The 25,692-nt window shown below is 52.1% G+C and carries 27 protein-coding genes and 1 pseudogene; 23 read left to right on the forward strand and 5 right to left on the reverse strand.

The window, feature by feature from the left end; all coding sequences use genetic code 11:
• Nucleotides 1-110: 110 nt before the first annotated feature.
• The 5 genes from rpsO to ABXT50_RS02140 all read left to right on the forward strand — a co-directional run bounded on the left by rpsO (nucleotide 111) and on the right by ABXT50_RS02140 (nucleotide 5,347).
• The gene (gene rpsO, locus ABXT50_RS02120) at nucleotides 111-380 is read left to right on the forward strand and encodes a 30S ribosomal protein S15 (protein WP_415274531.1); all 270 of its coding nucleotides are present in this window, start codon (nucleotides 111-113) and stop codon (nucleotides 378-380) included.
• 257 nt (nucleotides 381-637) lie between these two features.
• Entirely contained in the window at nucleotides 638-2,842 is a 2,205-nt protein-coding gene (locus ABXT50_RS02125; RefSeq protein ID WP_415274532.1) for a polyribonucleotide nucleotidyltransferase, read from the forward strand.
• A gap of 66 nt (nucleotides 2,843-2,908) precedes the next feature.
• Complete coding sequence (locus tag ABXT50_RS02130; protein ID WP_415274533.1) at nucleotides 2,909-4,159, forward strand: M16 family metallopeptidase; 1,251 nt, start codon at nucleotides 2,909-2,911, stop codon at nucleotides 4,157-4,159.
• Nucleotides 4,160-4,172: 13 nt separating this feature from the next.
• Nucleotides 4,173-4,898, forward strand: a complete 726-nt coding sequence (gene dapB, locus ABXT50_RS02135) for a 4-hydroxy-tetrahydrodipicolinate reductase (RefSeq protein ID WP_415274534.1) — start codon at nucleotides 4,173-4,175, stop codon at nucleotides 4,896-4,898.
• Nucleotides 4,895-5,347 carry a hypothetical protein gene (locus tag ABXT50_RS02140; protein WP_415274535.1) on the forward strand — a complete coding sequence of 151 codons (453 nt, stop codon included), beginning with the start codon at nucleotides 4,895-4,897 and terminating at the stop codon, nucleotides 5,345-5,347. The genes dapB and ABXT50_RS02140 overlap by 4 nt, the downstream gene beginning before the upstream one ends.
• On the opposite strand, the gene ABXT50_RS02145 is transcribed toward ABXT50_RS02140, so the two are convergent.
• Nucleotides 5,315-5,752, reverse strand: a complete 438-nt coding sequence (locus tag ABXT50_RS02145; RefSeq protein ID WP_415274536.1) for a DUF4395 domain-containing protein — start codon at nucleotides 5,750-5,752, stop codon at nucleotides 5,315-5,317. The genes ABXT50_RS02140 and ABXT50_RS02145 overlap by 33 nt on opposite strands.
• Nucleotides 5,749-6,210 carry a TlpA family protein disulfide reductase gene (locus ABXT50_RS02150; protein WP_415274537.1) on the reverse strand — a complete coding sequence of 154 codons (462 nt, stop codon included), beginning with the start codon at nucleotides 6,208-6,210 and terminating at the stop codon, nucleotides 5,749-5,751. Before ABXT50_RS02150 ends, ABXT50_RS02145 begins: the two co-directional genes overlap by 4 nt.
• A gap of 59 nt (nucleotides 6,211-6,269) precedes the next feature.
• Here ABXT50_RS02150 and thyX point away from each other — a divergent pair.
• A pseudogene (gene thyX, locus ABXT50_RS02155) lies at nucleotides 6,270-6,997 on the forward strand (FAD-dependent thymidylate synthase).
• Between the two features lie 24 nt (nucleotides 6,998-7,021).
• On the opposite strand, the gene ABXT50_RS02160 reads toward thyX, so the two are convergent.
• Nucleotides 7,022-8,245: a SulP family inorganic anion transporter gene (locus ABXT50_RS02160; RefSeq protein WP_415274538.1), complete on the reverse strand. Its 1,224-nt coding sequence runs from the start codon at nucleotides 8,243-8,245 to the stop codon at nucleotides 7,022-7,024.
• A 95-nt stretch (nucleotides 8,246-8,340) separates the two neighbouring features.
• Between ABXT50_RS02160 and dapA the strand changes: the two genes are divergently transcribed.
• The 12 genes from dapA to dapF all read left to right on the forward strand — a co-directional run bounded on the left by dapA (nucleotide 8,341) and on the right by dapF (nucleotide 20,164).
• Complete coding sequence (gene dapA / locus ABXT50_RS02165) at nucleotides 8,341-9,321, forward strand: 4-hydroxy-tetrahydrodipicolinate synthase (RefSeq protein ID WP_415274539.1); 981 nt, start codon at nucleotides 8,341-8,343, stop codon at nucleotides 9,319-9,321.
• Nucleotides 9,322-9,365: 44 nt separating this feature from the next.
• On the forward strand, nucleotides 9,366-11,003 hold the full coding sequence (locus ABXT50_RS02170; protein WP_415274789.1) for a ribonuclease J: 1,638 nt from the start codon (nucleotides 9,366-9,368) through the stop codon (nucleotides 11,001-11,003).
• Nucleotides 11,004-11,038: 35 nt separating this feature from the next.
• Nucleotides 11,039-13,558 (forward strand): DNA translocase FtsK 4TM domain-containing protein, encoded by a 2,520-nt coding sequence (locus ABXT50_RS02175; RefSeq protein ID WP_415274540.1) that lies wholly within the window; start codon nucleotides 11,039-11,041, stop codon nucleotides 13,556-13,558.
• The gene (pgsA, locus tag ABXT50_RS02180; RefSeq protein WP_415274790.1) at nucleotides 13,548-14,096 is read left to right on the forward strand and encodes a CDP-diacylglycerol--glycerol-3-phosphate 3-phosphatidyltransferase; all 549 of its coding nucleotides are present in this window, start codon (nucleotides 13,548-13,550) and stop codon (nucleotides 14,094-14,096) included. The genes ABXT50_RS02175 and pgsA overlap by 11 nt, the downstream gene beginning before the upstream one ends.
• On the forward strand, nucleotides 14,078-14,560 hold the full coding sequence (locus ABXT50_RS02185; RefSeq protein WP_415274541.1) for a CinA family protein: 483 nt from the start codon (nucleotides 14,078-14,080) through the stop codon (nucleotides 14,558-14,560). Before pgsA ends, ABXT50_RS02185 begins: the two co-directional genes overlap by 19 nt.
• Nucleotides 14,561-14,646: 86 nt before the next feature.
• Nucleotides 14,647-14,961 (forward strand): helix-turn-helix domain-containing protein, encoded by a 315-nt coding sequence (locus ABXT50_RS02190; RefSeq protein WP_415274542.1) that lies wholly within the window; start codon nucleotides 14,647-14,649, stop codon nucleotides 14,959-14,961.
• Nucleotides 14,961-15,191, forward strand: coding sequence for a DUF3046 domain-containing protein (locus ABXT50_RS02195; protein ID WP_415274543.1), 231 nt, complete (start codon nucleotides 14,961-14,963; stop codon nucleotides 15,189-15,191). Before ABXT50_RS02190 ends, ABXT50_RS02195 begins: the two co-directional genes overlap by 1 nt.
• Before the next feature lie 150 nt (nucleotides 15,192-15,341).
• On the forward strand, nucleotides 15,342-16,430 hold the full coding sequence (gene recA, locus ABXT50_RS02200; protein WP_415274544.1) for a recombinase RecA: 1,089 nt from the start codon (nucleotides 15,342-15,344) through the stop codon (nucleotides 16,428-16,430).
• Nucleotides 16,423-16,905 (forward strand): regulatory protein RecX, encoded by a 483-nt coding sequence (locus ABXT50_RS02205; protein WP_415274545.1) that lies wholly within the window; start codon nucleotides 16,423-16,425, stop codon nucleotides 16,903-16,905. Before recA ends, ABXT50_RS02205 begins: the two co-directional genes overlap by 8 nt.
• 13 nt (nucleotides 16,906-16,918) lie before the next feature.
• Nucleotides 16,919-18,388 (forward strand): tRNA (N6-isopentenyl adenosine(37)-C2)-methylthiotransferase MiaB, encoded by a 1,470-nt coding sequence (gene miaB, locus ABXT50_RS02210; RefSeq protein ID WP_415274546.1) that lies wholly within the window; start codon nucleotides 16,919-16,921, stop codon nucleotides 18,386-18,388.
• Complete coding sequence (miaA, locus tag ABXT50_RS02215) at nucleotides 18,378-19,298, forward strand: tRNA (adenosine(37)-N6)-dimethylallyltransferase MiaA (RefSeq protein ID WP_415274547.1); 921 nt, start codon at nucleotides 18,378-18,380, stop codon at nucleotides 19,296-19,298. Before miaB ends, miaA begins: the two co-directional genes overlap by 11 nt.
• Nucleotides 19,295-20,164, forward strand: a complete 870-nt coding sequence (gene dapF / locus ABXT50_RS02220; RefSeq protein WP_415274548.1) for a diaminopimelate epimerase — start codon at nucleotides 19,295-19,297, stop codon at nucleotides 20,162-20,164. Before miaA ends, dapF begins: the two co-directional genes overlap by 4 nt.
• Here the strand turns inward: dapF and ABXT50_RS02225 are convergent.
• The gene (locus tag ABXT50_RS02225) at nucleotides 20,136-20,759 is read right to left on the reverse strand and encodes a class I SAM-dependent methyltransferase (protein WP_415274549.1); all 624 of its coding nucleotides are present in this window, start codon (nucleotides 20,757-20,759) and stop codon (nucleotides 20,136-20,138) included. The genes dapF and ABXT50_RS02225 overlap by 29 nt on opposite strands.
• A 36-nt stretch (nucleotides 20,760-20,795) precedes the next feature.
• Between ABXT50_RS02225 and hflX the strand changes: the two genes are divergently transcribed.
• Nucleotides 20,796-22,229 (forward strand): GTPase HflX, encoded by a 1,434-nt coding sequence (gene hflX / locus ABXT50_RS02230; protein WP_415274550.1) that lies wholly within the window; start codon nucleotides 20,796-20,798, stop codon nucleotides 22,227-22,229.
• Here hflX and lexA read toward each other — a convergent pair.
• A complete protein-coding gene (lexA, locus tag ABXT50_RS02235) occupies nucleotides 22,216-22,836 on the reverse strand; it encodes a transcriptional repressor LexA (RefSeq protein ID WP_415274551.1) in 621 nt (206 codons plus the stop codon). The genes hflX and lexA overlap by 14 nt on opposite strands.
• Nucleotides 22,837-23,032: 196 nt before the next feature.
• On the opposite strand from lexA, the gene ABXT50_RS02240 reads away from it, so the two are divergent.
• The 4 genes from ABXT50_RS02240 to hisH all read left to right on the forward strand — a co-directional run bounded on the left by ABXT50_RS02240 (nucleotide 23,033) and on the right by hisH (nucleotide 25,690).
• Nucleotides 23,033-23,326 carry a LysM peptidoglycan-binding domain-containing protein gene (locus tag ABXT50_RS02240; protein WP_415274552.1) on the forward strand — a complete coding sequence of 98 codons (294 nt, stop codon included), beginning with the start codon at nucleotides 23,033-23,035 and terminating at the stop codon, nucleotides 23,324-23,326.
• A 37-nt stretch (nucleotides 23,327-23,363) separates the two neighbouring features.
• Nucleotides 23,364-24,434, forward strand: coding sequence for a histidinol-phosphate transaminase (locus ABXT50_RS02245; RefSeq protein WP_415274553.1), 1,071 nt, complete (start codon nucleotides 23,364-23,366; stop codon nucleotides 24,432-24,434).
• Nucleotides 24,435-24,521: 87 nt separating this feature from the next.
• Nucleotides 24,522-25,064, forward strand: a complete 543-nt coding sequence (gene hisB, locus ABXT50_RS02250; RefSeq protein WP_415274791.1) for an imidazoleglycerol-phosphate dehydratase HisB — start codon at nucleotides 24,522-24,524, stop codon at nucleotides 25,062-25,064.
• Complete coding sequence (hisH, locus tag ABXT50_RS02255) at nucleotides 25,061-25,690, forward strand: imidazole glycerol phosphate synthase subunit HisH (protein ID WP_415274554.1); 630 nt, start codon at nucleotides 25,061-25,063, stop codon at nucleotides 25,688-25,690. The genes hisB and hisH overlap by 4 nt, the downstream gene beginning before the upstream one ends.
• The last annotated feature ends 2 nt before the right edge of the window (nucleotides 25,691-25,692 follow it).

Raw genomic sequence — 25,692 nt, forward strand, 5'->3', positions numbered from 1 at the left:
AAAACAGTTTTTATGTCTAGACTTCTCGGGTTGCCGTGTAACGGCCGCGGATTAAGAGAGCGACAGACAACCTGTTTGACGCACCGCGCAGCGGATCGGAAGGATCAGCAATGGCTCTAGACCCACAGGTAAAGACTCAAATAATCGAAGAGTATGCAACGAAGCCAGGCGACACCGGTTCGCCTGAAGTTCAGGTTGCAGTTATGACCCGTCGAATCATTGACCTTACCGAGCACCTAAAAGATCACAAGCATGACCACCACTCACGTCGTGGTCTGTTGCTAATCGTTGGACAGCGTCGCCGTCTTCTCGGCTACTTGCAACGCGTTGACATTAACCGTTACCGCAAGCTAATCGAGAGACTAGGGCTTCGTCGCTAGATCCTTGGAAAATGACTCTTGACTAACCCCGGCCGAAATGCCGGGGTTTTTCATTACTGGGCTTTTTACCTTTTGGTTGTTAGGCTTGTAACAACGAGGATTAGAAGGCGGGTCTTCGGTGGAAGTTTCTGGGTTTAGACCCAGAGTTTTTTACTGACGATCAGCACTTCATCGGGCAAGGTCCGACCTCTAGCGCGCACGAAACTTCACTGAAAGTGGATCGGGCTTTGCGCTGCGCAGATAAAAAAGGAGGGGCCATGGAAGGCCCAGAGATTAAATTCGCAGAAGCCGTTATTGACAACGGAAAGTACGGAAAGCGAGTTGTGCGCTTTGAAACCGGTCGCCTAGCCCAGCAAGCAGCTGGTGCGGCGGTTGTCTACCTCGATGACGAGACCATGTTGTTCTCGGCCACCACAGCTTCAAAGGCGCCGAAGGATCACTTCGACTTCTTCCCACTCACAATTGATGTTGAAGAGCGTATGTATGCCGCGGGTAAAATCCCAGGCTCATTCTTCCGTCGTGAGGGTCGCCCATCCACCGCAGCAATCCTGGCTTGTCGTTTGATCGATAGGCCGCTTAGGCCTTCGTTCGTTGACGGCTTGCGCAACGAAATTCAGGTTGTTGTAACTGTTATGTCGATTGAGCCAGATGAGCTTTATGACGTAGTTGCTATCAACGCAGCATCGATGTCCACTCAGCTAGCCGGCTTGCCATTCTCTGGCCCAGTAGCCGGTGTTCGTGTGGCACTAATTGATGGTCAGTGGGTTGCTTTCCCTAAGCACTCACAACTTGCAAACGCCGTGTTTAACATGGTTGTTGCCGGTCGAGTTATCGACGGCGACGATGTTGCAATCATGATGGTCGAAGCAGAGGCTACTGAAAACAGCTGGGATCTAATTGCCGGCGGTGCTGTTGCGCCGAGCGAAGAAATTGTGTCTCAGGGACTTGAGGCTGCGAAGCCATTTATCAAGGAACTAGTTAGGGCTCAGAACGATGTGGCCAAGCAGGCTGCGAAGCCAACCGCTGACTACCCAGTGTTCTTGCCTTACTCCGACGAGGTGCTAGCGGCTGTTGAAAAAGCTGCCGGAGCCGAGGTTGCCAAGGTTTATCAGATTGCCGATAAGCAAGAGCGTCAGGATGCTGACGATGCACTGAAGGCGAGCGTCAAGGAATCACTGGCTGCGAAGCTAAGTGAAGAAGATATGTCTCAGTTCTCCGCCGCATACAAGGCAGTTGCCAAGAAGGCAATGCGCACAAGGGTTCTAAAAGAGGGAATCCGAATCGACGGTCGTGGACTAAGCGACATCCGTCTAATTGATTCCGAAGTTGGAGTGATACCTAGGGCCCATGGTTCAGCTATTTTCCAGCGCGGCGAGACCCAAATCTTGGGTGTCACAACGCTGAACATGCTGAAGATGGAGCAGCAGCTTGATGCTCTAACCCCAGAGAAGTCAAAGCGCTACATGCACCACTACAACTTCCCACCATATTCAACCGGTGAGACCGGTCGTGTTGGTACGCCTAAGCGTCGCGAAATTGGTCACGGTGCCCTAGCAGAGCGGGCTTTAATGCCAGTTCTACCAGCACGCGATGAGTTCCCTTACGCAATTCGTCAGGTTTCAGAGGCTCTTAGCTCGAACGGATCAACCTCAATGGGTTCCGTTTGTGCATCGACTCTTGCGCTTCTAAACGCCGGTGTGCCATTGCGCGCTCCAGTTGCTGGAATAGCGATGGGCTTGATCACAGACACCGTTGATGGCAAGACCCAGTACGCGGCACTGACTGACATCTTGGGCGCAGAAGATGCACTTGGCGACATGGACTTCAAGGTCGCTGGTACCCGCAACTTCATTACTGCGATTCAGTTGGACACCAAGTTGGACGGTATTCCATCCGCAGAGCTAGCTAAGGCGCTGACTCAGGCCAAAGAAGCTCGCTTATTCATCCTGGATGTCATGGCTGAAGCTATCGACGAGCCAGATGAGCTTTCCAAGTACTCACCTCGCGTTATCGCTGTCAAGATTCCAATTGACAAGATTGGTGAAGTCATCGGGCCAAAGGGCAAGATGATCAACCAGATTCAGGAAGACACTGGCGCGGACATCTCCATCGAGGACGACGGAACCGTCTACATCGGTGCAGTTGACGGACCAAGTGCTGATGCTGCCAGGGCTGCCATCAACGCGATTGCTAACCCACACGTGCCAGAAATTGGCGAACGTTTCCTAGGAACCGTCGTGAAGCTAGCAACATTCGGTGCGTTCGTTTCGCTAATGCCGGGCAGAGACGGTCTACTGCACGTCTCCGAGCTGAAGAAGCTTTCGGCTGGCAAGCGTGTTGAGAATGTCGAGGATGTCCTGACTGTCGGTCAGAAAGTCTTAGTGGAAATCACCAAGGTTGATGACCGAGGCAAGTTGTCACTCGCACCCGTTGTTGAGGGTGACGCAGCGAGCGAAGAGTAATAATTGAAACTAGGTCTTTTAGACTCAAGCGATTTCACCGCTGAGGCATCACGGATTTGTAGGACCGTGCTGCCCAGCGGTGTTCGCATTTTAAGTGAGGAAATCCCAGGGGCACCGTCTGTCGCGATAGCTGCGTCCGTGGCCGTGGGTTCCAGGGATGAGTTACCAGGGACATTTGGGTCCACGCATTTTCTTGAGCACCTGTTGTTCAAGGGAACCGATCGAAGGAATGCCAAAGATATTTCTGTCGCATTCGATTCGGTTGGCGGATCCTCGAACGCGGCAACTGCCAAGGAATACACCAGCTATTACGCAAGGGTCATGAACTCGGCTTTACCATTGGCGCTGGACGTCATTCTTGACATGTTCACTTCGGCAAAAATTGGCAAGCACGACTTTGATGTTGAGCGCACTGTCATCCTCGAGGAGCTCGCCATGGGTGAGGATGATCCCGAGGACTTGGCTCATGAGGCCTTGGCAAGCGCTCTGTTGCCCGATCATGAACTTGGTAGGCCTATAGGCGGCACCAAGGAAACAATCCTTGCTGTGACTCGCGAGCAGGTTATTGAGCACTACCGCAAGCATTACGTTCCACAAAATCTTGTGGTCACCGCCGCCGGAGGAGTGTCGCACGAAGCTCTTGTCGAACTGGTTCAGCAGGAGCTTGCAAAAGTCGGCTGGCTAGATACCGAGGCGAATCCAAATGAGCGCCGTTCTCAAGTGGCTTTTGAGCTGCCTAAAACCATTCCGTTCACCAACTTGGATCATGACTTTTCGCAAGCAAATCTTCTGCTTGGATACCAGAGCATTAAGGGTATGGATAAGGACAGGTATGCGCTTGGTTTGATGAGCAGCATCTTGGGCGGCGGAATGTCTTCAAGGCTCTATCAGGAAATCAGAGAAGAGCGTGGATTGGCATATTCCACCTACTCTTACCAGCAGGGCTACGCCGATGCTGGCTACTTCGGGCTTTACGCGGGAACCAGTCCTGAAAACGCTACCTTGGTGACTCAGCTGATGAAATCTGGACTCGATTCCATCGCCGAGCGCGGGGTTACGCGCGAAGAATTTGATTTGGCTCTTGGTTCACTTACCGGTGGTCTAGCGCTTCGCTATGAAAGCTCGCTGGCAAGAATGAACCGGCTGTTGTCTGCCGAAATCGGCAGCGGTGAGTTTTTGTCCACGGAGCAAATTTTGCAGCGCTTCCAACAGGTTGATATCTCCGAGATACAAACCGTTGCTGCTCGAATCGCTGCGAATAGCTCCGCTCTGGTCGCGGTTGGGCCTAACTTAGAAGCACTTAAACAATTAGCTTGATAGGTTTTCTAACATGATTCATGTTTCAATACTTGGAGCCACCGGTCGAATGGGAGCTCTTGCCAAGCAATTAGTCGATACTGACAGCAATCTAAAGCTGCACTCGGCCCTAGATTCCTCGTCACCCAAGGAGCAGATGCTTGGCGCAGATGTGGTGATTGATTTCACTAACCCGTCTGTCTCTGAATCGCTGGTCCTGTTCGCAATTGAGAGTGGCCTAAAGACCGTGGTTGGAACATCTGGTTGGAGTGAGCAAAAGCTGGCAATTTTGGAAAAGGCGCTAGAGACCAATCCCAAGTCTGCTGTTGTCGTGGTGCCTAATTTTTCTGTTGGTTCAATGCTGGCCCAGCGCTTCGCTGCGATGGCGGCCAAGTACTTTGACTCGATTGAGATTCTCGAGGCTCACCACGAGCAAAAAGTTGATTCTCCTTCCGGCACTGCAATCCGAACCGCTGAGTTGATTGCTGAGGCTAGAAAAGACCTGCCACAGCATCTAATTCCCGGAGTCGGTCAACCTAGCAGGGGCGAAGTTCACGCGGGTGTGGTTATTCACTCCTTGCGGCAGAAGGGCATTTCTGCCAAACAGGACACAATTTTCGGTGCCGACGGCGAACAGGTTGTCATTTCCCACGACGTTTCTTCTCCAAGGGCTTACTCTCTTGGGATCCTGCGATCAATTGAGTTCGCACAAACCGCAACCGGTCTAACTGTTGGCCTGGAAAACGTTCTAGGCAAATGATTACCAAAATCTGGGTCGGCTTAATGCTGGCCCTGACACTCTTTTATGTTCTGACCCTGCTTGGTAGGGGCATCATCCTGCTCCAAGAGCCCAGCCTCATCGCTATTGCCATGGGTTTAGCGATTCTTGTGTTGCCGCTGGTAGCGCTCTGGGCGTTATTTGCTGAGCTGCAATTTGGCCTCAAGGCGCAGAGGCTCTCACGACGTCTAATAGCTCTCGATATCCCGGGGTTGGATCTTGAACTTCGGGCTAGCGGTAGGGCCACCAAGGAGTCAGCCAATAAAGAGCTGGAAAGAATTCAAGACGCAGTTACCAAGGACCCAAATAGCTGGAGCCTTTGGTACCAACTAGGAGAGGCCCACGATGCTGCCGGCGAGCGAAAGAATGCCAGGGCTGCTATTCGGCAAGCTATCCAGCTAGCGAATAATCCCGACCCTGCGGATCAATAAATAAAGCTGGCAACCGAGGCACAGGCCAAAAAAAGCATTCAGAAAAGCAGCAATAAAAATGAAGGCTGCTGAAACAGCCACTAGCGGCGCGCTAAAGATGCCGCCAACAATTCCAAGAAGAGCAAACGCCAGTCCGACTTGCTGGGCGAACTTCAGTGGCCTTGGGTCCTCTAATTCTTTGGGGGCAGCCAGGTTTGGCCGAACAAGTTTCGCGAAAGCCCAACCATACGGGTGGGTACTTGGGGAAATCAGCGACCAGGTGAAGAGCACTCCCAGCGCGACAACTATTGCGTAGGCAAGAGATTGGTTCGTGAGGCTCAGGTAGAAAGCTATGAGAGATAATGCCGAGGTGATCGCGGCGCCAAATCTTGGCCCACGGGGGTCTACATGCTTGCTGGTAGTCATTTCACTCCTAGTTTTTCTAATTCGGTTTCGATGGTTCTTGGTTTTGGAACTCCGCCAATCCGGAAGCGAATCTCGCCAGCCGGATTTAGGACAAATACTGTTGGAGTCTGACTTATGTTGAAGTGTGCTGCCAAGTCTATTCTGTGGGTGATATCGGCCTCAATAAAAAGAAGTCCACCCTTTCGATACTCGAGTTTTGAAAGTGATCTTCTAACCGCCGGGCACTGGCCACAGTATTCGGTGGAAAATAAAACGACCGTAGCCTCTTTGCCGAACTCGGTTACTTCTTCGCCATTCTTGAGGATATTAAGTTTTTCCAGTTCAATGCATTGAGCTCCCGAGACGCTGTGTCCACGACCTTGAAAGAAGCGATAGCCAATCCCTGTCAGTGTCGCCAAGAGAATTAGGGCGATTGATAGAGCGATTGTCGAGTCCACGTAAGAAAGCGTAGGTGACATAAAGGCACAAATACGGAGTGTTGCGCTTTTTTACTTTTGGGCTGGCTTAGGGTTATCAGATGACCGAAATTCAATTCCGTAGCGATGTAACTGTTGAGCTTGTTAGATCAAGCGCTCAAGATGCTGATGTGCTGTTTGCTGCCAGAGTCTCAACTCAAGGCGAGCAGACCCTTGAAAGCGCCATGCAATCTGGTACGGAGGTTGAAAAGCGTGACAAGGGCCTGATCAACTACCTCATGCGAGATCGACACGGTTCTCCGTTTGAGCACAACTCAATGACTTTTTACGTTCAGGCCCCTATTTTTGTCTTCCGCGAGTTCATGAGGCACCGAATTGCTAGCTATAACGAGGAATCCGGTCGTTATCGCGAACTGCAGCCGGTTTTTTACGTTCCAGGTCCCGAGCGCAAGCTGGTTCAGGTTGGAAAGCCCGGTGCCTATGATTTCGAAGATGGAACCGTTGAGCAGACTGCTCTAGTGGTCCAGGAGACACAGGCGATTACCCGTGCCGCCTACGAGTCCTATCAGCGCATGCTGGAGGCCGGAGTTGCTCGCGAGGTCGCCCGAATTGTGTTGCCGGTAAATATTTACTCCAGCATGTACGTCACGATGAATTCTCGCTCGCTCATGAACTTTTTGTCACTTCGCACCAAGCGCGAAGGTACGCATTTCCCATCATTTCCGCAGCGCGAAATAGAGATGTGTGCCGAGAAGATGGAAGATTTTGGGCGAAGCTAATGCCACTGAGCTACGAGTCCTTCAACGAGAACGGTCGAGTCGCTCCTTAGGCCGTCGAGTATTTAGTCCAGGACCTAGTCGCCCAAGGTTTCTTCTGGGTCAATCACCGGTGTTAGGTAGCTGAGTCGAGTTCTTCTCAGCACCAGGTATAGGAGCAGACCGATGGCTAGTGCGCTTATTAAGTCCAGTGCGACGGTTGAAATCATTGTGATTACCAGTACTAGCATGTCCAGTCTGGACCGGCTGGCCGTGTAGATCAGCTCCCTCACCCGGACCATGTGGTAGGCCGTAGCAATCAGCACGCCACCGAGCGCAGCAAGCGGTATCTGACCGATTTGCGGAGCCAGCAGGAGTACAAAAATTAGAAGAAATAGTCCGTGACTGAAGCCCGCAAGCCTCGATGTTGCGCCGGCTCTAATGTTTACGGCAGTTCTAGCAAGCGCGGCCGTAGCCGGAACACCTCCGAAGAAAGGGACCACCAGATTTGCAACGCCCTGTCCGATTAGCTCGCGATTGGAGTCATGATCGTAGCTACCGGCCAACTTGTCCGCTATTTTTGCAGACAACAGGCTTTCGAGGCCTGCCAGGAATGCGATAGCTAGCGCCGCGGGAACTAGGCCAAGCCAGTTTCCTGCTGATAAAAAATCAAGGCTAGGAGCAATAAAGTCTTGAGGCAGGCTGCCGATTCGGTCCACATCGAGCCCAAGAAAGTTAGCGGTAACTGTCAGCGCAATGATCGAAGCTAAAGCCACGGGTAGTTTTGGCCATCTGGCTGCGCCGATGAGATTCGCGGTAATTGCCAATATGCCGATAATTAGCGGCCACGGCCGAGGCTCATCTATCCAAATGCGCACTTCATCAATCACGCTCTGCCAGATGTGGTCACTGGCTTGTAGCTCCACACCCAAAACGAACGCCACTTGCTGCATCGCTATCACGATTGCGATGCCAGCCGTGAAGCCTTCTATAAGTGCAGTCGGTAGTCGGTGGATGTGCCGACCTAGTTTTAGAAGACCAGCAAGAATTAGCAGTGCACTTGCCATAAGGCCAACCTGCAAGACTGCAGTCGCTCCGTATAGGGCTACAACAGGTATCAAAATTACTGTCATCGCACCGGTCGGACCGGATACCTGGTAGCGACTGCCACCCAGTGCCGAGGCTATCATTCCGGCAATTACAGCGGTTACTAGGCCAGCCTGTGCTCCAAGTCCAGAGCCGATTCCAAAGGCCAGTGCAAGTGGGAGAGCCACAAATGCGACCGTTAGGCCGGCCAGCAAGTTGGTTGCTACTGTGCGCAAATTAAAAATGTCTGGATTTAATGGATTGCGACTCATAATTCAGCAGGATACCACCAGTTGTGTCGTTTCTAGCCAGGCGTGACTAGGCTAGAGCGATGCGTTCAGAACAAAAAGACATATTCGGCCAGGTGCTAGTTGCACTAGTGACGCCAATGACTCACGATGGTGAGGTTGATTGGGATGCAACCGAAAAGCACATGGACTATGTCATTTCAAATGGTGCCGATGGCATCGTGGTCACCGGCACTACCGGAGAAACATCGACGCTCACAGATGCCGAGAAGATTCAGCTTGTAAAAGTTGGCAAATCTGTCTCAGCTGGTCGAGCCAAGATCATCACCGGCGGCGGGTCCAACGAAACCGCCCATGCGATTCAGCTCTACAAGGCCAGTGAAAAAGCCGGGGCTGACGGCGTGATGATAGTAACGCCCTATTACAACAAGCCCACTCAGGCTGGCATCTTGACTCATTTCAGGATGATTGCAGACGCAACTGACCTTCCGGTGATCCTCTATGACATTCCCGGTCGCACTGGGGTTGCAATCGGCTATGACACTTTTCACAGAGCGGCGAAGCATCCAAATATTGTTGCCGTCAAAGATGCCAAGGGCGACCTTGCACAAGTTTCAAGACTGATGCTGGAAACTGGTTTGATGTATTTCTCGGGGGATGACTCCTACGCACTGCCTCAGCTTTCAGTGGGTGCAACCGGACTTATCGGAGTCACTGCGAACATTGCCCCGCACGCTTACAGGGAAATGCTAGATGCGACGAATGCAAATGATTTCCACGCAGCCCTCAAGGTCCACAACGCCCTCGAGCCTCTGCAGCGCGCAGTTATGAATCACGTTCCAGGAACTGTTGCAGCGAAGTACGTACTGCACGGCTTAGGCCTAATTGGTTCGCCGCGTGTCAGGTTGCCGCTGGTGGGCCCCGAGGACAGCGAAGCCGCTGAGATTGAATCCGGTATTGACCAAGTTCAAAGCGTACCTGGCTTGAGTTTTGACAACTTCCGTCCTGATAGAAATGCCGCCGCTGGCGGTGCGCTGCCCAAGGTAGCTGGGACAACCCGATAGTGGAGCTGCAGGCCCCACCGGCACTCAAGCCGGGCACATTGAGAATCATCCCACTTGGAGGTTTAGGCGAGATCGGTCGAAACATGACCGTTTTTGAGCTTGACAAGCAAATCATGATCATTGATTGCGGTGTGTTGTTCCCTGAGGAGACGCAGCCTGGAGTGGATGTAATTCTTCCTGACTTTAGTTACCTGGAGGACAAGCTGGATCGCATCGTGGGCATGGTGCTTACTCACGGGCACGAAGACCACATCGGGGGAGTGCCGTATCTTCTTCGTCATAAAAAAGACATACCGATCCTTGGCTCTACTTTGACGCTTGCATTCCTTGAGGCGAAACTCAAGGAGCACCGCATAGCTCCCCTGACTCACACAGTTGCCGCTGGGCAAATAGAGCGCCTCGGACCGTTCGAACTTGAATTTGTTGCCGTAAACCATTCGATTCCGGACTCCTTGGCCGTAATAGTCCGGAGCGTCGCGGGCACAGTCCTTGCGACCGGAGATTTCAAGATGGATCAGTTGCCACTGGATGGCAGGTTAACTGATCTTCGCGCATTCGCGAAGATTGGCGAAGAAGGGCTCGATCTATTTATGGTCGACAGCACCAACGCCGATGTTCCGGGTTTCACCCCTCTAGAGCGAGACATTGGGCCAGTTATTGAGAACGTGATCGCTAAGACTCCGGGAAGAGTCGTGGTGGCATCATTTAGCTCACACGTCCATAGAGTTCAGCAGGTTATTGATGCGGCGCTCGCGAATAATCGCAAGGTAGTTTTTGTAGGACGCAGTATGGTTCGAAACATGACCATCGCCGCCGAGCTTGGGTTTTTGAAGGTACCCGACGGACAGATAGTAGATATTCGAAAAGCTGGAAACTATCCAGACAGCAAGCTCGTCTTCATGTCTACCGGTAGCCAGGGTGAGCCGATGGCCGTGCTTTCGAGGATGGCAAGACAAGATCATCAAATACAAATTGGACCTGGCGACACGGTCTTGCTTGCAAGCTCTCTTATTCCAGGCAACGAAAATGCTGTCTACCGAGTTATCGATGGGCTCACAAAAATTGGCGCCAACGTTGTTCACAAGGGCAATGCCAAGGTGCACGTTTCTGGTCACGCGGCGGCCGGAGAGCTTCTTTATTGCTACAACATCTTGAAGCCAAAAAACGTGCTGCCGATTCACGGCGAATTCCGTCATCTGCAGGCGAATGCTGACCTCGCTATTAAAACCGGAGTTCCGGTGGAGCGAACCCTGTTGGCTGAAGATGGCGCCGTAATCGACATGGTTGACGGTATTTGCGAGATAGTCGGTAGAGTGCCCTGCGACATGCTTTATGTTGACGGCAAGACCGTTGGTAAAATCACTGAGGAAGACCTCAAGGATCGCAGGATGTTGGCTGAAGAGGGCTTTATTTCTATCTTCGTGGTGGTAGACAAAGCAAGCGGCCAGATTGTCGAGGGCCCAGAGATCAAGGCTCGGGCATACGCCGAAGAGGATCACGTCTTTGACGACATCCTCCCCGAGGTTCGTACCGCCCTGATGAGGGCCGCAGCCGATGGGGTTCGAGACACCTACGGCTTCCAGCAAGTAATTCGTAAAACTGTCGGTTCCTGGGTAGCCAGAGCGCACCGTCGTAAGCCTATGATCATCCCAATCGTTGTTTATTCCTCGCGCCCCGCCTAAGCCCAAATCACTAAATAGATTGCTAGTTTTTCCTCATGGCAGCAAAGACTCCACCTCCTCGCAGACCCGCCAGTAGCCGGTCTGCTAAGAAGCCTGCGACCTCAAGGCCGAGGGTGGCTGCCCGCAAGCCGTCCAGGCCCAAGAATGAAAGCTCTAATTTTGGCTCCACTCTAAGCAGTGGTTATCTGGGCATCGCTCATTTTTTCGGCGGCATAATTCGCGCCTTCAGCACTGAAAAGCTTGCCAGGGACGACCGTAGAGACGGTGCTCCATTCTTCCTGCTCTTGCTTAGCGTCTTGGGAGCGGCAAACGCTTGGTTCTTAATCGGGGAGTCTTGGGCAGTGACGCTGCATAATTTTACTTTTGGGATGCTCTTTGGGTTAGTGGCTTACGCCTTGCCGGTGGTGTTTTTTGGCTACGCGCTTTATTTGTTCAGACATCCCGCCTCGGTTAGGGACAGCTCCAGATTCGCGCTGGGATTCTGGTTGCTACTGTCAGTTGTTTCTGGTTTTTTCCATGTCTTTTCCAACATGCCGTCCCCAAGGGATGGCGTTGACGCACTAGCGGAGGCAGGGGGCCTCTTTGGTTGGCTGGTTGGCGGTCCGCTTGCCGGGATTCTAAGTATTTACGGAGCTGTGCCTGCTCTAGTTTTATTGGCAATAATTTCAATCTTGGTTATGACTGGAACTGCTCCAAACAAAATTCTTGTCAATTTCCGGAGGCTCTACGGTTTCTTGTTCGCCGAAAATAAGCACGCAGTGGAAACCGATGCATTCGATGCCAAGAAGTCAAGCTGGTGGAAAAAAGAGCGTGAGTTGGAGCCGGCTTTTGATTCACCACTGGTGTCCGACATCGACGAATTTGTTGCCTCCGAAATTGATGCTCCGATTGAGTCGGTCGAGGTCGTGCTTAGTGAGGATGATTCGACTGACGAGCCGGAGTTTTTCTCTCAACCAGAAGGGGTTACCGAGCCCATCGACATACCTTCTTCCCAGAGGGCAAAAAGACCCTACGTACTTCCGGCCCTTGGGCTGCTGGCGGCAGGAACTCCCCACAAGACTAAATCTGCGGTAAATGATCAGGTGGTCGCATCCATCAACGATGTTTTCAAAGAGTTCGATGTGCAGGCCAGGGTTTCTGATTTCCAGCGTGGACCCACTGTGACTAGGTACGAAGTTGAATTGGCACCTGGGGTGAAGGTTGAAGCAGTAACAAGACTGATCAATAACATTAGCTACGCGGTAGCCTCCAGCGAAGTGCGCATTTTGGCTCCAATTCCAGGCAAGAGCGCTATCGGCATTGAGATTCCTAACACTGACAGGGAGACGGTTTCTCTGGGGGACGTGTTGAGGTCTAAGGCTGCAACCGGTGCTCAACACCCATTGACAATCGGTGTTGGAAAAGACGTTGAGGGTGGCTACCTAGTAGCGAACCTTGCCAAAATGCCTCACTTATTAGTAGCCGGAGCTACTGGAGCCGGTAAATCGAGCTTTATAAACTCTATGATTTGCTCCGTATTGATGCGCGCTACTCCGGCGGAGGTTCGAATGGTGCTGGTTGACCCAAAGCGCGTTGAGCTCTCTGTTTATCAGGGAGTTCCGCATCTGGTGACTCCAATTATCACCAATCCGAAAAAAGCTTCTGAGGCATTGCAATGGGTCGTGAGAGAGATGGAATCGCGTTACGACGACCTGGCGTCTTTTGGCTTCAAGCACATTGACGATTTCAACCGTGCGGTGGTTAGCGGGGATGTAAAGGTGCCGGAAGGCTCCAAGCGAGACTTGCAGCCATATCCTTATCTCTTGGTAGTAGTAGACGAGCTTGCGGATCTAATGATTGTTGCTCCGAGGGACGTCGAGGATTCCATTGTTCGTATTACTCAGTTAGCCAGAGCATCCGGCATCCACCTAGTGCTAGCGACCCAACGGCCTTCGGTGGACGTGGTGACGGGTCTTATCAAGGCCAACGTGCCTTCTAGACTCGCCTTTTCAGTCTCGTCTTTGACGGACTCCCGGGTAATTCTGGATCAGCCTGGAGCCGAAAAGTTGGTGGGCCAGGGCGACGCGCTGTTCGCGCCAATGGGAACAAACAAGGCAGTTCGCGTTCAGGGAGCATGGGTGTCTGAAGCGGAGCTCCAAAAAGTAGTGAATCATGTCAAGGCTCAGATGGACCCCGAGTACCGAAGTGATGTAATTCAGCGGGTAACTTCGAAGATCGTGGATAGTGATATCGGCGATGACATGGATGTTCTGCTTGCTGCTTGCGATCTAATCGTTAATTCTCAATTTGGGTCAACCTCTATGCTGCAGCGGAAGCTTAGAATTGGCTTTGCCAAGGCCGGAAGAATGATGGATCTACTTGAGTCTCGAGGGGTCGTCGGAGCATCTGAGGGCTCAAAGGCCCGAGAGGTTTTAGTTAGGGCGGAGGATCTGCCTGCATTACTTGCCAAGATCAGTGGCCAAAGCTCGGCCGTGGTCGAAGGGGATTCGCCGGGTTCCGATGACGAACCGGACGAAGACGCTTGGCAGCTAACCGGTAGGCGTGATGACTTCTAGAGGCTTTATTTATAGGCAAACACCCAACATAATCACATTGACCAGGCTGGCCATGGTGCCGATTGTGTTGTGGATAATCTTTGATTACTGGGATTTTTGGGGTCGGATAGCTGCGTTGGTACTGCTGGTGCTTGCGGCCTCTACCGATGGTATAGACGGGGCGATTGCCAGAAAGCGAAACCTAGTCAGCGATTTTGGAAAGCTTATTGATCCGATCGCCGATAAAGCTCTGCTGACCGGTGCTTTGCTCGCCTTATCTGCACAGGGTGCAGTTCCTTGGATAGCGACTTCGTTGATTCTGGCAAGAGAGTTGATTGTTACCGTGTACCGGTTGGTAGTTGCTAGGCGTCGAGTGATTGCAGCTACCGGAGGTGGAAAATTCAAAACGGTCATGCAAATCATCGCGGTTTCTCTTGCATTGGCACCCTTTGAAGTACTGGGCAACTGGTACACATTATTTTCCCAGGCCGTGCTCTGGTTTACGGTTGTATTGACGCTGTGGAGCGGAAAGCAGGTTCTATGGCCGAGCAAGTTATAGCTCTGGCAAAAAAAGCCGGGCTTTCAATAGCGATCGCTGAATCAATAACCGGAGGCGCGTTGGCCTCGGTCCTTATCGGGGTCGATGGTGCTTCGGAGGTGATTCTTGGTGGAATTGTTGCCTACCAAGACCGCATTAAGGAGCAACTGCTAGGTGTATCACCCGCCCTAATCGCCAATCAGAGCGCGGTCGATGCCGAAGTAGCTGCGCAGATGGCCGAGGGCGTTCGGGAGAGGCTCTCCAAGGCTGCTGGTAAAGACGCAAGCTTAGTAATCGGAGTGGCAACTACCGGCGTTGCAGGGCCTAGGAGCGTGTCGGGACGCAAGCCGGGTGAAGTATATATCGCAATAAGTTCCTCTCTGGGCGTGACCGTTTACAGCGAAAGCTTTGAGGGATCGAGAAATCAAATAAGGATGCTCACTCAAGATCGCGCAATTGAGATCCTTAGGGAACATTTAGCCTGAGTGGTTGGTTATCCATCAGGAAACATTCAGATACTTTGGGTAATTTTACGAAAAGAAGCCGATAGATTATCGGCCAGGAGGAAACTTTGGTTCTGCTTAGACAAGAAATTGGCGACGTGCTTCGCAATCACCGCTTAGAACAGGGTCAGACACTTAGGCAAGTGGCTGCCAAGGCTTCAGTTGCCCTCGGTTATCTCTCAGAAGTCGAGCGCGGTCAAAAAGAAGCCTCTTCTGAGATTCTTGCCTCTGTCACAGAGGCGCTGGAAGTGCCACTGGCACAGTTGCTGCGCGAAGTTTCCGACCGTCTGGCACTTGTAGAAGGCGCTTACGCCGAAAAGACTTACATCCCGGACACCGTTCCAGATGCTTTTGTAACCGAAGCAGAGCTCTACTCTCACTAGTGAAGCTGAGTCAGTTCCGGCAATTAGTCGATGAGGAGTTTGGGCCTAGCTTTGCTGCCGTGATTTTGGCCGATACCAGACTCACTGAGAAGTCAGATAAGACTCCGTTAGAGCTTCTCAAGACCGGTGATGACCCCAGGGAAGTCTGGCTGGCACTCTGTTCTCACCTCGGCGTTCCCAAGGAACGTTGGCACGGTAAACCTAGGACAAAGCAACACGCCGAAAACTAATCATTCGAAATTTTGTTCGAACGCCTATTCTTGCTAACAGCTAAGAGTTTCTAAGACTTATCAAGAGCTTTCTTGCTGTTTCTGCAAAATGTCTTAGACGGAGCGTAGCTTCGTTACATACAAGGCGCCAGGCGTCGGAAAGAGGTTGTAATGCCAAGTGCATCAGATAGAGAAAAGGCCCTAGACACCGCTCTGGCGCAGATTGATCGCCAATTTGGCAAAGGGTCAGTTATGCGGTTGGGATCCGAAGAACGCGCGCCGATAGCATCAATTTCAACCGGTTCGATCGCGTTGGACGTTGCATTGGGAATCGGCGGACTTCCGAGAGGTCGAATCGTAGAGGTTTATGGACCGGAGGCCTCAGGTAAGACGACCATTGCCCTGCACGCTATCGCTAGCGCTCAGAAAGCAGGCGGTACAGCTGCATTTATTGACGCAGAGCACGCTCTAGACCCTATTTACGCAGCCAAATTAGGCGTAGACATTGACGCCCTTTTGGTTAGCCAGCCTGATACCGGGGAGCAGGCTCTCGAGATCACCGACATGCTGATTCGATCCGGATCAATTGACGTCATCGTTATTGACTCAGTCGCAGCACTTGTGCCTCGTGCGGAAATCGAAGGCGAAATGGGGGACACGCATGTGGGTCTCCAGGCTCGCTTGATGTCTCAGGCGCTACGTAAGCTAACCGGAGCAATCAGCAACACAGACACCACAGCAATCTTTATTAACCAGCTTCGCGAGAAAATTGGTGTTTTCTTCGGCTCCCCAGAAACTACTTCTGGTGGAAAGGCATTGAAGTTCTACGCTTCAGTTCGATTGGACATTCGTCGAATTGAAACTCTCAAGGACAGCCAGAACAACGCGGTAGGCAACCGTTCAAGAGTGAAGGTCGTAAAGAACAAGCTTGCATCCCCCTTCAAGCAGGCAGAGTTTGACATCATCTTCGGTGAGGGGATCTCTCGCGAAGGTAGTTTGATTGACTTCGGAGTCGAGCAGGACATTGTCAATAAGTCGGGAGCCTGGTACACCTTCGATGGCGAACAATTGGGTCAGGGGAAAGAAAATTCTCGCAAATTCTTGAAGGAAAATCCAGAGATTGCAGCCACTATTGAACAGAAAATCAAAGTCAAGCTGGGCGTAGGAGTTCCTCGCCCTGTCGCTGACCTACCGGTTGAAGAAGTTGCGGATGTAATAAAGGACACCAAGCCGGTCGCTAAGGCCGCAAACAATGCCTGACATAAGGTCTGACGAAAAGCTGGAAAAGCGGGCTCGAAATGTGTTGCTTTTCCAGCTCTCTCGGAGCATGAAGACTAAATGGCAGTTAGCTCAAATCTTGGAAAAACGTGAGATTCCAGTGGAGATTGCAAAACCGCTCCTCGATCGTTTCGAAGAGGTCCAGTTGATTGACGACGCAGTTTTCGCTGCTGCCTATGTTCGCTCTCGAGTCGAAAAGGGCAAATCCTCTAGGATAATCGGCAGAGAATTGCAACAAAAAGGAGTCGACAGAGCAGTCGTTGAGGAAGCTGTTTCCGGTATAACCAGAGAAGATGAAGAGAAGTTGGTTCTGGAATTGGGCAGGGCGCGTTGGGATCGACTTAGGGATTTAGAGCCGGATACTAAGTACAGGAGGGTTTCCGGGTTTTTGATGCGGAGAGGCTTTAGTTCGTCAATGGTTTCGAGTGCACTTCGCGAAATCAGGTCTGACGACTAAAATCAGTGTTGTCATGTCACTTACCTACGAAGTCCGCACCTTTGGGTGCCAAATGAACGTCCACGATTCTGAGCGCATCTCAGGGCTGCTTGATTCAGCGGGCTATCAGCAGAGCAAGGGCGCAGACCCCGATGTGGTGGTTTTTAACACTTGCGCTGTTCGTGAGAATGCGGACAACAAGCTGTATGGAACACTCGGAATGTTGCTTCCCAAGAAAGAGGCTAATCCAAAGCTGCAGATTGCTGTTGGTGGCTGTCTTGCCCAGAAGGACCAGGACATAATCTTGGAGCGGGCACCTTGGGTGGACGTGGTGTTCGGAACTCACAACATGGGTTCTCTACCCGTTCTTCTCGAGCGCGCAAGGCACAATGCCGAAGCCCAGATTGAAATACTGGAATCCCTGGAGGTTTTCCCATCAACCCTTCCAACCAAGCGCGAGAGCCCGTTTAGCGGCTGGGTCTCGATCTCGGTTGGTTGCAACAACACCTGCACCTTTTGCATTGTCCCAACCCTGAGGGGCAAGGAGAAAGATCGTCGTCCTGGGGAGATTTTGGCCGAAGTTCAGGCGCTCGTGGCCGACGGTGCAATCGAGGTTACCTTGTTGGGTCAGAACGTAAATGCATACGGTGTCGAGTTCGGTGATCGCGGTGCCTTTGCCAAGCTACTGAGGGCGTGTGGTGAAATTAAGGGTCTTGAACGGCTTAGGTTTACATCACCTCACCCGGCTTCATTCACGGATGACGTGATTGCCGCGATGGCGGAGACCCCCAACGTAATGCCTCAACTTCACATGCCAATGCAGTCGGGGTCGGACAAGGTTCTGAAAAACATGAAGCGGAGTTACCGTGCGTCAAAGTATCTTGGAATACTCGATCGAGTACGGGCGGTAATGCCAGAAGCTGCAATAACCACGGACATAATCGTGGGCTTCCCCGGTGAGACGGAGCAGGATTTTCAGGACACCATAGACGTTGTGCGGAAGTCACGGTTTGCGTCTTCCTTCACTTATCAATACTCGAAGCGGCCGGGAACGGCTGCGGCTGATATGCCCGATCAGCTAGCCAAGGAAGTGGTTCAGGAAAGATACGAACGCCTTCTAGAAGTCGTGAACGAAGTCGCTTGGGAAGAGAATAAGCCTTTGGTTGGCACCGAGGTCGAGGTATTGGCGTCCGCCGATCAGGGCCGCAAGGATTCTCAGACCAATCGTCTAACCGGAAGAGCTAGGGACAATCGTCTGGTTCATTTCGATGTTCCTGAGGGCCAGAATGCTCCCCGTCCTGGGGATGCTGTCAGGCTTAGAATCACCAGAGCGGCTCCGTATTTCCTTGTTGCTGACTATGTGCCAGGTGGTCTTTACGAGGTTCGTAGGACTGCCGGCGGGGACGCCTATGACCGTCGTCAGCTCGAAAGCTGCGGCGTGCCAGGACCCGGAGAGTCCAAAGTCTCGCTCGGGCTACCGATCAGAGTTAAAAGTGGGGTTTAGCGCCCTAGCTATCGTCGGCCCTACTGCCTCCGGCAAGTCCGGATTGGCATTGTCTGTGGTCGAAGCCTTGGAGTCATCCGGACAGGCCGCCGAAATTATTAATGCGGATGCCATGCAGCTTTATAGAAGCATGGACATTGGTACGGCCAAATTACCCAAAAATGAGCGTCGCGGAATCGCGCATCACTTGATCGATGCCATCGAACCTAGCGCGGAAATGACAGCGGCCGAATATAGCAAGCTGGCTATCGATACTGCCAATGAAATCAGAGCTCGAAACAAGTTACCGGTGTTTGTTGGCGGCAGCATGTTCTACCTTGCGGCCGCTCTCGACCATTTCGATTTTGCTCCGACCGATAAGGGAATTCGGAACCAGCTCGAGTCTCAAGCGGAGGCCGTTGGGACTCTCGAAATGCACAATCAGCTTGCGGCGCTGGATCCCGAGTCCGGGCGGAAAATTCACAGCAATAATATTCGTAAGGTAATCAGGGCACTCGAGGTAATTCAGATAACGGGTCAGCCATTCCCCTCAACGCTTCCGGAACCCGAATACCTTGTGCCTACTCTCACAATTGGCATCAATGTCGAAAGAGAGGTTCTCAAACCCCGTATTGCTAATCGGGTAGCCGAGATGTGGTCACATGGATTAATTGACGAGGCTGGGCAGCTGCTAGATGGTGATGCATCGCTCTCCAAAACCGCGCTTGCCGCAATCGGTTATCAGCAAGCGTTCCAGCAAATCTCCGGAGACCTGACTGAAGCTGCGGCAATTCAAGAGACGATTCAGCTAACGAACCGATATGCAAGAAGACAAATGTCCTGGTTTATGCGAGATCGTCGCACTCATTGGTTGCCGGACTCGCCGAAGTTACTCCAGTCCGCCCTTGAGCGAATTAGGCTTGGGGTATGAAAGTTGAATTCACAAAAGGGCATGGCACGGGCAATGATTTCATCCTCGTGCTTGATAGGGCCGGTCAAATAGATTTAAGTTCCGACCAAGTGGCCGCAATGTGTGATCGGCATTTTGGTATCGGTGCCGACGGTCTAATTATTGTCAAGCCCACCGTCAAGGATTCCGAGGTGGCTGAGTTGCTTCAATCCGAGCCGGAGGCCGTTTGGTTTATGGATTACAGAAACTCTGACGGTTCTAGGAGTGAGATGTGCGGAAACGGCATTCGCGTTTTTGCCCGATACTTGTTGGAAAATGGACTAGCGACGCTTACAGATGGCAGTACTTTGCCGGTCGCGACTAGAGATGGCATTAAGGACCTGACTGCCACTGTGAATGGGTTTGCCGTCGACCTGGGTCTGTTTGTAATCGGGGACGACCAAACCCTAGTTAGCACCCAGGGTCTTCAGGTTTCAAGGCCTGGTCTTTCTGTGAATGTGGGTAACCCTCACGTCGTAGTCGCGCTTGCTGACCTCGAAGAGCTTCAGGGGCTCGCGCTGTCAAAGCCGCCCGTTCTCGAGCCTTTGCCGGAAGATGGCGCAAATGTCGAGTTTGTCGTTTTAGACGAGCCTCTTATCAACAAGGGCGTTGCAGGGCTAACCATGAGGGTCCACGAACGTGGCTCCGGAGAGACCATGAGTTGTGGCACCGGAATAGCAGCAGCCGCCATCGCAATTCGACACTGGGCTGGGGGCACTCAAAACTTTTGGAAGGTCAAGGTTCCTGGGGGAGAGGTCGCCGTCAGGATGTTTCCAACTGAGGATGGCGAACACGTTTCAATAAGTGGTCCTGCTGTGCTTACTTATTCTGGGACTTGGCAGGATTAGCCACTTCGATAATTCGGTAGGTCTTTGCTGTTCCAATTCTTGAAACCATATGATCTGGGTACTCTTCGGCTAGCCATCGAATGAGTGAATCAGCGCCCAGATTCTTCTGAACCACAAATACGGCCCTTCCTCCATCCCCGAGGCGAGGAATGTATGCGCTTAGCAATTCGTGCAAAGCCACTTTGCCAATTCGAATCGGCGGATTCGACCAGATAGCGTCGAATTTCAAGTCCGTGGGCAGGTCCTCTGCAAGACAAATGCTGAGATTTGGAAGCCCAATTCGATCGGCATTAGCTCGGGTTTGTTCAATGCTCCGCTGGTTTATATCTACGGCATGAACCTTAGAAGCTGGGCAGAGGGCGGCTATCACGATGCCGATTGGCCCCCAGCCGCAGCCAAGATCAAGTACGGTTCCATCCTTGGGCAGCATGGAGGTATGGGACAGAAGAACTTTTGTGCCGGCGTCTAGTTTTGTTGAGCTAAAGGTTCCGCTTGCGGCGGCCATGTCAAATCTGACACCATCAACTTCAAATGAAACCTCAGTTTCAATTTTCTTCGTTGTCGGCTCTGAGCTGAAATAGTGCTCCATCTGCATACGACAAATGTAATACAGGCTTAGTCTTAAACAACAATGGAACCAGAATCTACTATCGACCGAATTTTACGCCGCGGCTCTCTCGCGCCGGTGTCCGAGTATGACGGTGACCAGCTTGAGCTGGAAGAGCGAGCATCGCTCAGAAGAGTCCCCGGACTGTCGACAGAGCTAGAAGACGTAACAGAGGTCGAGTACCGTCAACTCCGCCTGGAAAGAGTCGTCCTAATTGGCGTTTGGGGGACTGGCACCCTGACCGGTGCCGAAAATTCGCTTCGCGAACTTGCTGCCCTTGCCGAGACGGCGGGGGCTGAAGTGCTTGACGGTCTTCTTCAGCGGCGCGCAAAACCTGACCCCGCGAGTTACTTCGGAAAAGGAAAGGCAGAAGAGCTAAGAGAGTTGGTCAAAGAAGTCGGCGCCGACACTGTGATAGCGGACACCGAGCTTGCACCCTCACAGCGCAGAACCCTTGAGGACATAGTCAAGGTAAAGGTCGTCGATAGGACCGCCATCATTCTCGATATTTTTGCCCAGCACGCCAAGAGTAAAGAGGGAAAAGCCCAGGTCGAACTTGCTCAGCTTGAGTATCTACTTCCAAGACTGCGCGGATGGGGCGAGTCGATGTCCAGGCAGGCCGGAGGTCAGGCTGCCGGAGGTGTCGGAATCGGTTCACGCGGACCCGGTGAAACCAAGATTGAGTTAGACAGAAGACGCATCAACACCAAAATGGCTAAATTACGCCGTGAAATCTTGTTAATGAAGAGCGCTCGGGACACCAAGCGGCTCAAGCGCGAGAAAGCTAGAGTTCCGCAGGTGGCGATCGCTGGCTACACCAACGCAGGAAAGTCATCTTTGCTCAACAGGCTCACCAAGGCCGGAGTCCTGGTTGAGAACGCACTTTTTGCCACTCTCGACCCAACAATAAGAAGGCACGAGACCCCGGACGGAAGAAGTTATACGCTCGCGGACACGGTTGGGTTTGTGCGCTCGTTGCCTCACCAGCTGGTTGAGGCCTTTAGATCAACTCTCGAAGAAATTGCGGGTGCAGATTTGATTGTCCACGTTGTGGACGCGACCGACCCAGATCCGCTTGGACAGATCCGGACCGTTCGCCTGGTGGTAGCCGAAGTCGACGCCTCCGCAATTGAAGAGCTGATCGTATTCAATAAGGCCGATTTAGTTTCCGAAGAGGAACACGTTAGGTTGCGGGGTATTTGCCCAGGGGCATTTTTAGTTTCTGCGAGAACCGGCATGGGGATTCCCGAACTTGAGGCGGCAATTGCATCCTCGCTGCCCCTACCGGAGGTTTTGTTTGAGGGGTTGATTCCTTATGACCGCGGAGATTTGGTTTCAAAAATTCACATGGCTGGGAAAGTGCAGACGATTGAATATGTAGAGGGTGGTACACAGGTCAAAGCACTGGTTCGTGAAGACCTAGCAGCGGAATTGTCGCGCCTTACTAAACGGCTCTAAGAACCGCAACGACCTTTCCGAGGATAAGGGCATGCTCTGCGGGGATTGGTTCAAATGCTGAGTTTCTGGGAAGCAGCCAGGTGTTTCCGTCTCGTTGTTTGAACATCTTAACTGTCGCCTCTTCTTCGAGCATTGCGGCGACAATGTCACCGTTCTCAGCGGTCTGCTGTTGACGAACCACTACCCAGTCGCCATCACAAATGGCGGCGTCGATCATTGATTCTCCCACTACCTTCAGCAAAAACAGATCGCCTTGGCCAACAAGTTGTCGGGGGAGGGCGAAGACGTCTTCAACGTTTTGCTCTGCGGTAATGGGGCTACCGGCTGCAATGCGGCCGACGAGTGGGACCATTGCGGCATCCGGGTTGATGATCTCTCCGGCTGGCTCTAGACCTAGGAGGTCGATCGTTCGGGGGCGTCTTGGGTCGCGGCTTATAAAACCGAGAAGCTCAAGTTTATTCAGCTGATGAGAGACGCTGGCGGTTGATGACAGACCTACAGACTCGCCGATCTCCCTCATGGAGGGTGCGTAATTGCGGCCAGCCATTGACTCGGCTATAACGGTGAGAATTCTTTGCTGAACATTGGTCAGGTTTGAGGTGTCCATGCGTGCCCCTTATGCAAAATGTCTGTGGGTAGCTGTTTACTACCTTTATCGAAACTGTATTCGTATTTATAGCAAATACCAAACACATTTTCGACAAAGCTCCAAATATTAGGGCACAAACACTTGCTTTTTTGAATGGGTTACGTAAACTTAGAACAAGTGTTCGAAACAAGTATTCGAGCAGAAGGGACACAACATGTTAGTTCTTGGAAACTACCGGCTTACAAACCCGAGGCGTTTGGTTCGCGCAGTTGTTGTTCTGGCTCTCAGTTTTGCAATCAGTATCTTGGGAATTAGCGGCTCTTTCGCTGGAAGCACCCCAGGAGTGGCAGTCGAATTCGTAACGGTGCAGTCGGGTGACTCGCTCTGGGAGCTGGCGGACAAGTACGCTTCATCCCAGGACCCGAGAGACTGGATTGCCCGGGTCGTTATGTTGAATGCCCTTGAAACCGTTGAATTGACTCCCGGTCAGCAAATAGCTCTGCCTTGAGTCGCTGTTGTTCCAACTGATTCGCTACTCTTAAGAGGTGACTAACCTCGATGATCTGCCAATACGACGCGACTTGGTCGGACAGCTGCCGTATGGCGCACCTCAAATTGACGTTCCAATCAGACTCAATGTGAATGAAAACACTTTTGGAATTCCCGAAGAGGTGGCGCTCAAAATAGTTCAGCGAACTGCGGAGGCCGCACTAACACTTAACAGGTATCCGGATCGTGAGTTTATCGAGCTCCGTCGAATGCTTGCAGAGTTTTTGGGTGGGAACTTAGCAGCCGAGCAGATTTGGGCCGCGAATGGTTCAAATGAAATTTTGCAGCAGTTTTTTCAGGTCTTTGGCGGGCCGGATGTAAAAGCAATAAGTTTCGGTCCCACTTACTCGATGTATCTGAATATCGCCAGAACGACGCTGACTGAATACCAGTTGCTCCCTCGGCTCGAGGACTACTCCCTGACCGAAGAGTATGTTCGTGGGGAAATTCTCAAAGCGAAGCCACAAATAGTTATTCTTTGTTCGCCAAATAATCCAACCGGAACTGGCATATCGCTTGACGTGATCGAGGCGGCATACGACAGCTTCGAAGGAATGCTGCTAGTTGACGAGGCTTATCAGGAGTTTGCAAACTCTCCGAGCGCCATATCTCTCCTGCCTGGACGACCACGGCTTGTAATCAGCCGGACCATGAGTAAGGCATTTGCTTTTGCCGGGGCGAGGGTTGGCTACATGGCCGCCGACGCCGCAGTGGTTGATGCCATGCGCATTGTTAGGTTGCCCTATCACCTGTCAGCGCTAACGCAAGCAGCGGCCATGGCGGCTCTGGAGACCAGCGGACAGCTTCTTGCTAACGTCCAGCAGATAAAAGTTCAGCGCGATCGAATTATGGCCGGCATCCTAAAGATGGGGCTTAGGCCTTTGCCCTCAGATGCGAACTTCGTCTTGATTGAGGGATTCAGTGACACTCAGATGATTTTTGACGGCCTGCTGTCCAAGGGAATCATTGTGAGGGACATCGGAATTGCGGGTTGTCTTCGAGTCACGGCTGGTACCGAGGCAGAGACCACAAAATTACTTGGCGAGCTGGCATTACTGCTTGACTAAACTAGGGGCACCAGAGCCAAAGGAACAGTTGTGAATCGGGAAGCAAAAATCAGTCGCAAGACAAGCGAATCGTCGGTTGAGTTGTCGATGAATCTTGACGGCACCGGAAAGAGTGAAATCTCAACCGGTGTGCCCTTTTATGACCACATGCTTACCGCGTTCGCTAAGCACTCTCTAATAGACCTAAAAGTCGTAGCAACCGGCGATGTAGAGATCGATGCGCACCACACCGTCGAGGACGTAGCTATTGTCTTGGGTCAGGCAATTGCTCAGGCTCTTGGAGATAAGCAAGGCATTGGTCGCTATGGCGACGCGACTGTCCCATTGGACGAGGCATTAGCGCGAGCTGTCGTGGATGTGTCAGGCAGACCTTTTTTGGTTCACTCCGGTGAGCCAGCTGGATTTGAGTATCACTTGATCGGTGGTCACTTCACTGGGTCGTTAGTGAGGCACGTGTTCGAGGCGATTGCACATAATGCCGGCCTAACCGTGCACATAAATGTTTTGGCGGGTCGAGATGCTCACCACATTGCAGAGTCTCAATTCAAGGCTTTTGCGCGCGCACTCAGAAAAGCGGTTGCTATTGACCCTCGCGTTATTGGCGTGCCATCTACCAAGGGGAGCTTGTGACCAAATCGGTCACAGTACTCGACTACGGAAGTGGCAACGTTCATTCCGTTTGTAAGGCGCTAACTGAAGCTGGGGCGAATGTAACACTCACGAACAACGCCAGCAATATCTATGAATCTGATGGTCTGGTAGTTCCCGGTGTCGGGGCTTTTGGTTCGGTCATGGAAAAGCTGAAGGCGCATGGGGCTGACCGTCTTATTGACAAGCGTCTGACCGCCTCTAGACCAGTGCTTGGAATTTGCGTTGGCATGCAGGTAATGTTTGAAACCGGCTTGGAGCACGGCCTTGAAGCTCAAGGCCTAGGGCAGTGGCCTGGCACCGTGAAATTGCTAGATGCACCAAGATTGCCCCACATCGGTTGGAGCAAAGTGGAGGCCTCTTCGGGCTCCACTTTGTTTAATGGAGTCGAGCAAGAGCGCTTTTACTTCGTGCATTCTTACGCCTCCGTGGCTTGGGAGCTTGATATCCGGCCACCTTTTATCCCCGCTCACTTGACTTGGTCTAATCATGGAGAACGATTCTTGGCCGCCGTTGAAAATGGACCGCTAGCGACCACTCAGTTTCACCCTGAAAAATCTGGCCCAGCCGGTTTGAAGCTACTTTCAAATTGGATTGAATCTATCTAGGA

The sequence above is a fragment of the Aquiluna sp. Uisw_065 genome (genome assembly GCF_047731275.1).
In the GTDB taxonomy this organism is placed as follows: Bacteria; Actinomycetota; Actinomycetes; order Actinomycetales; family Microbacteriaceae; genus Aquiluna.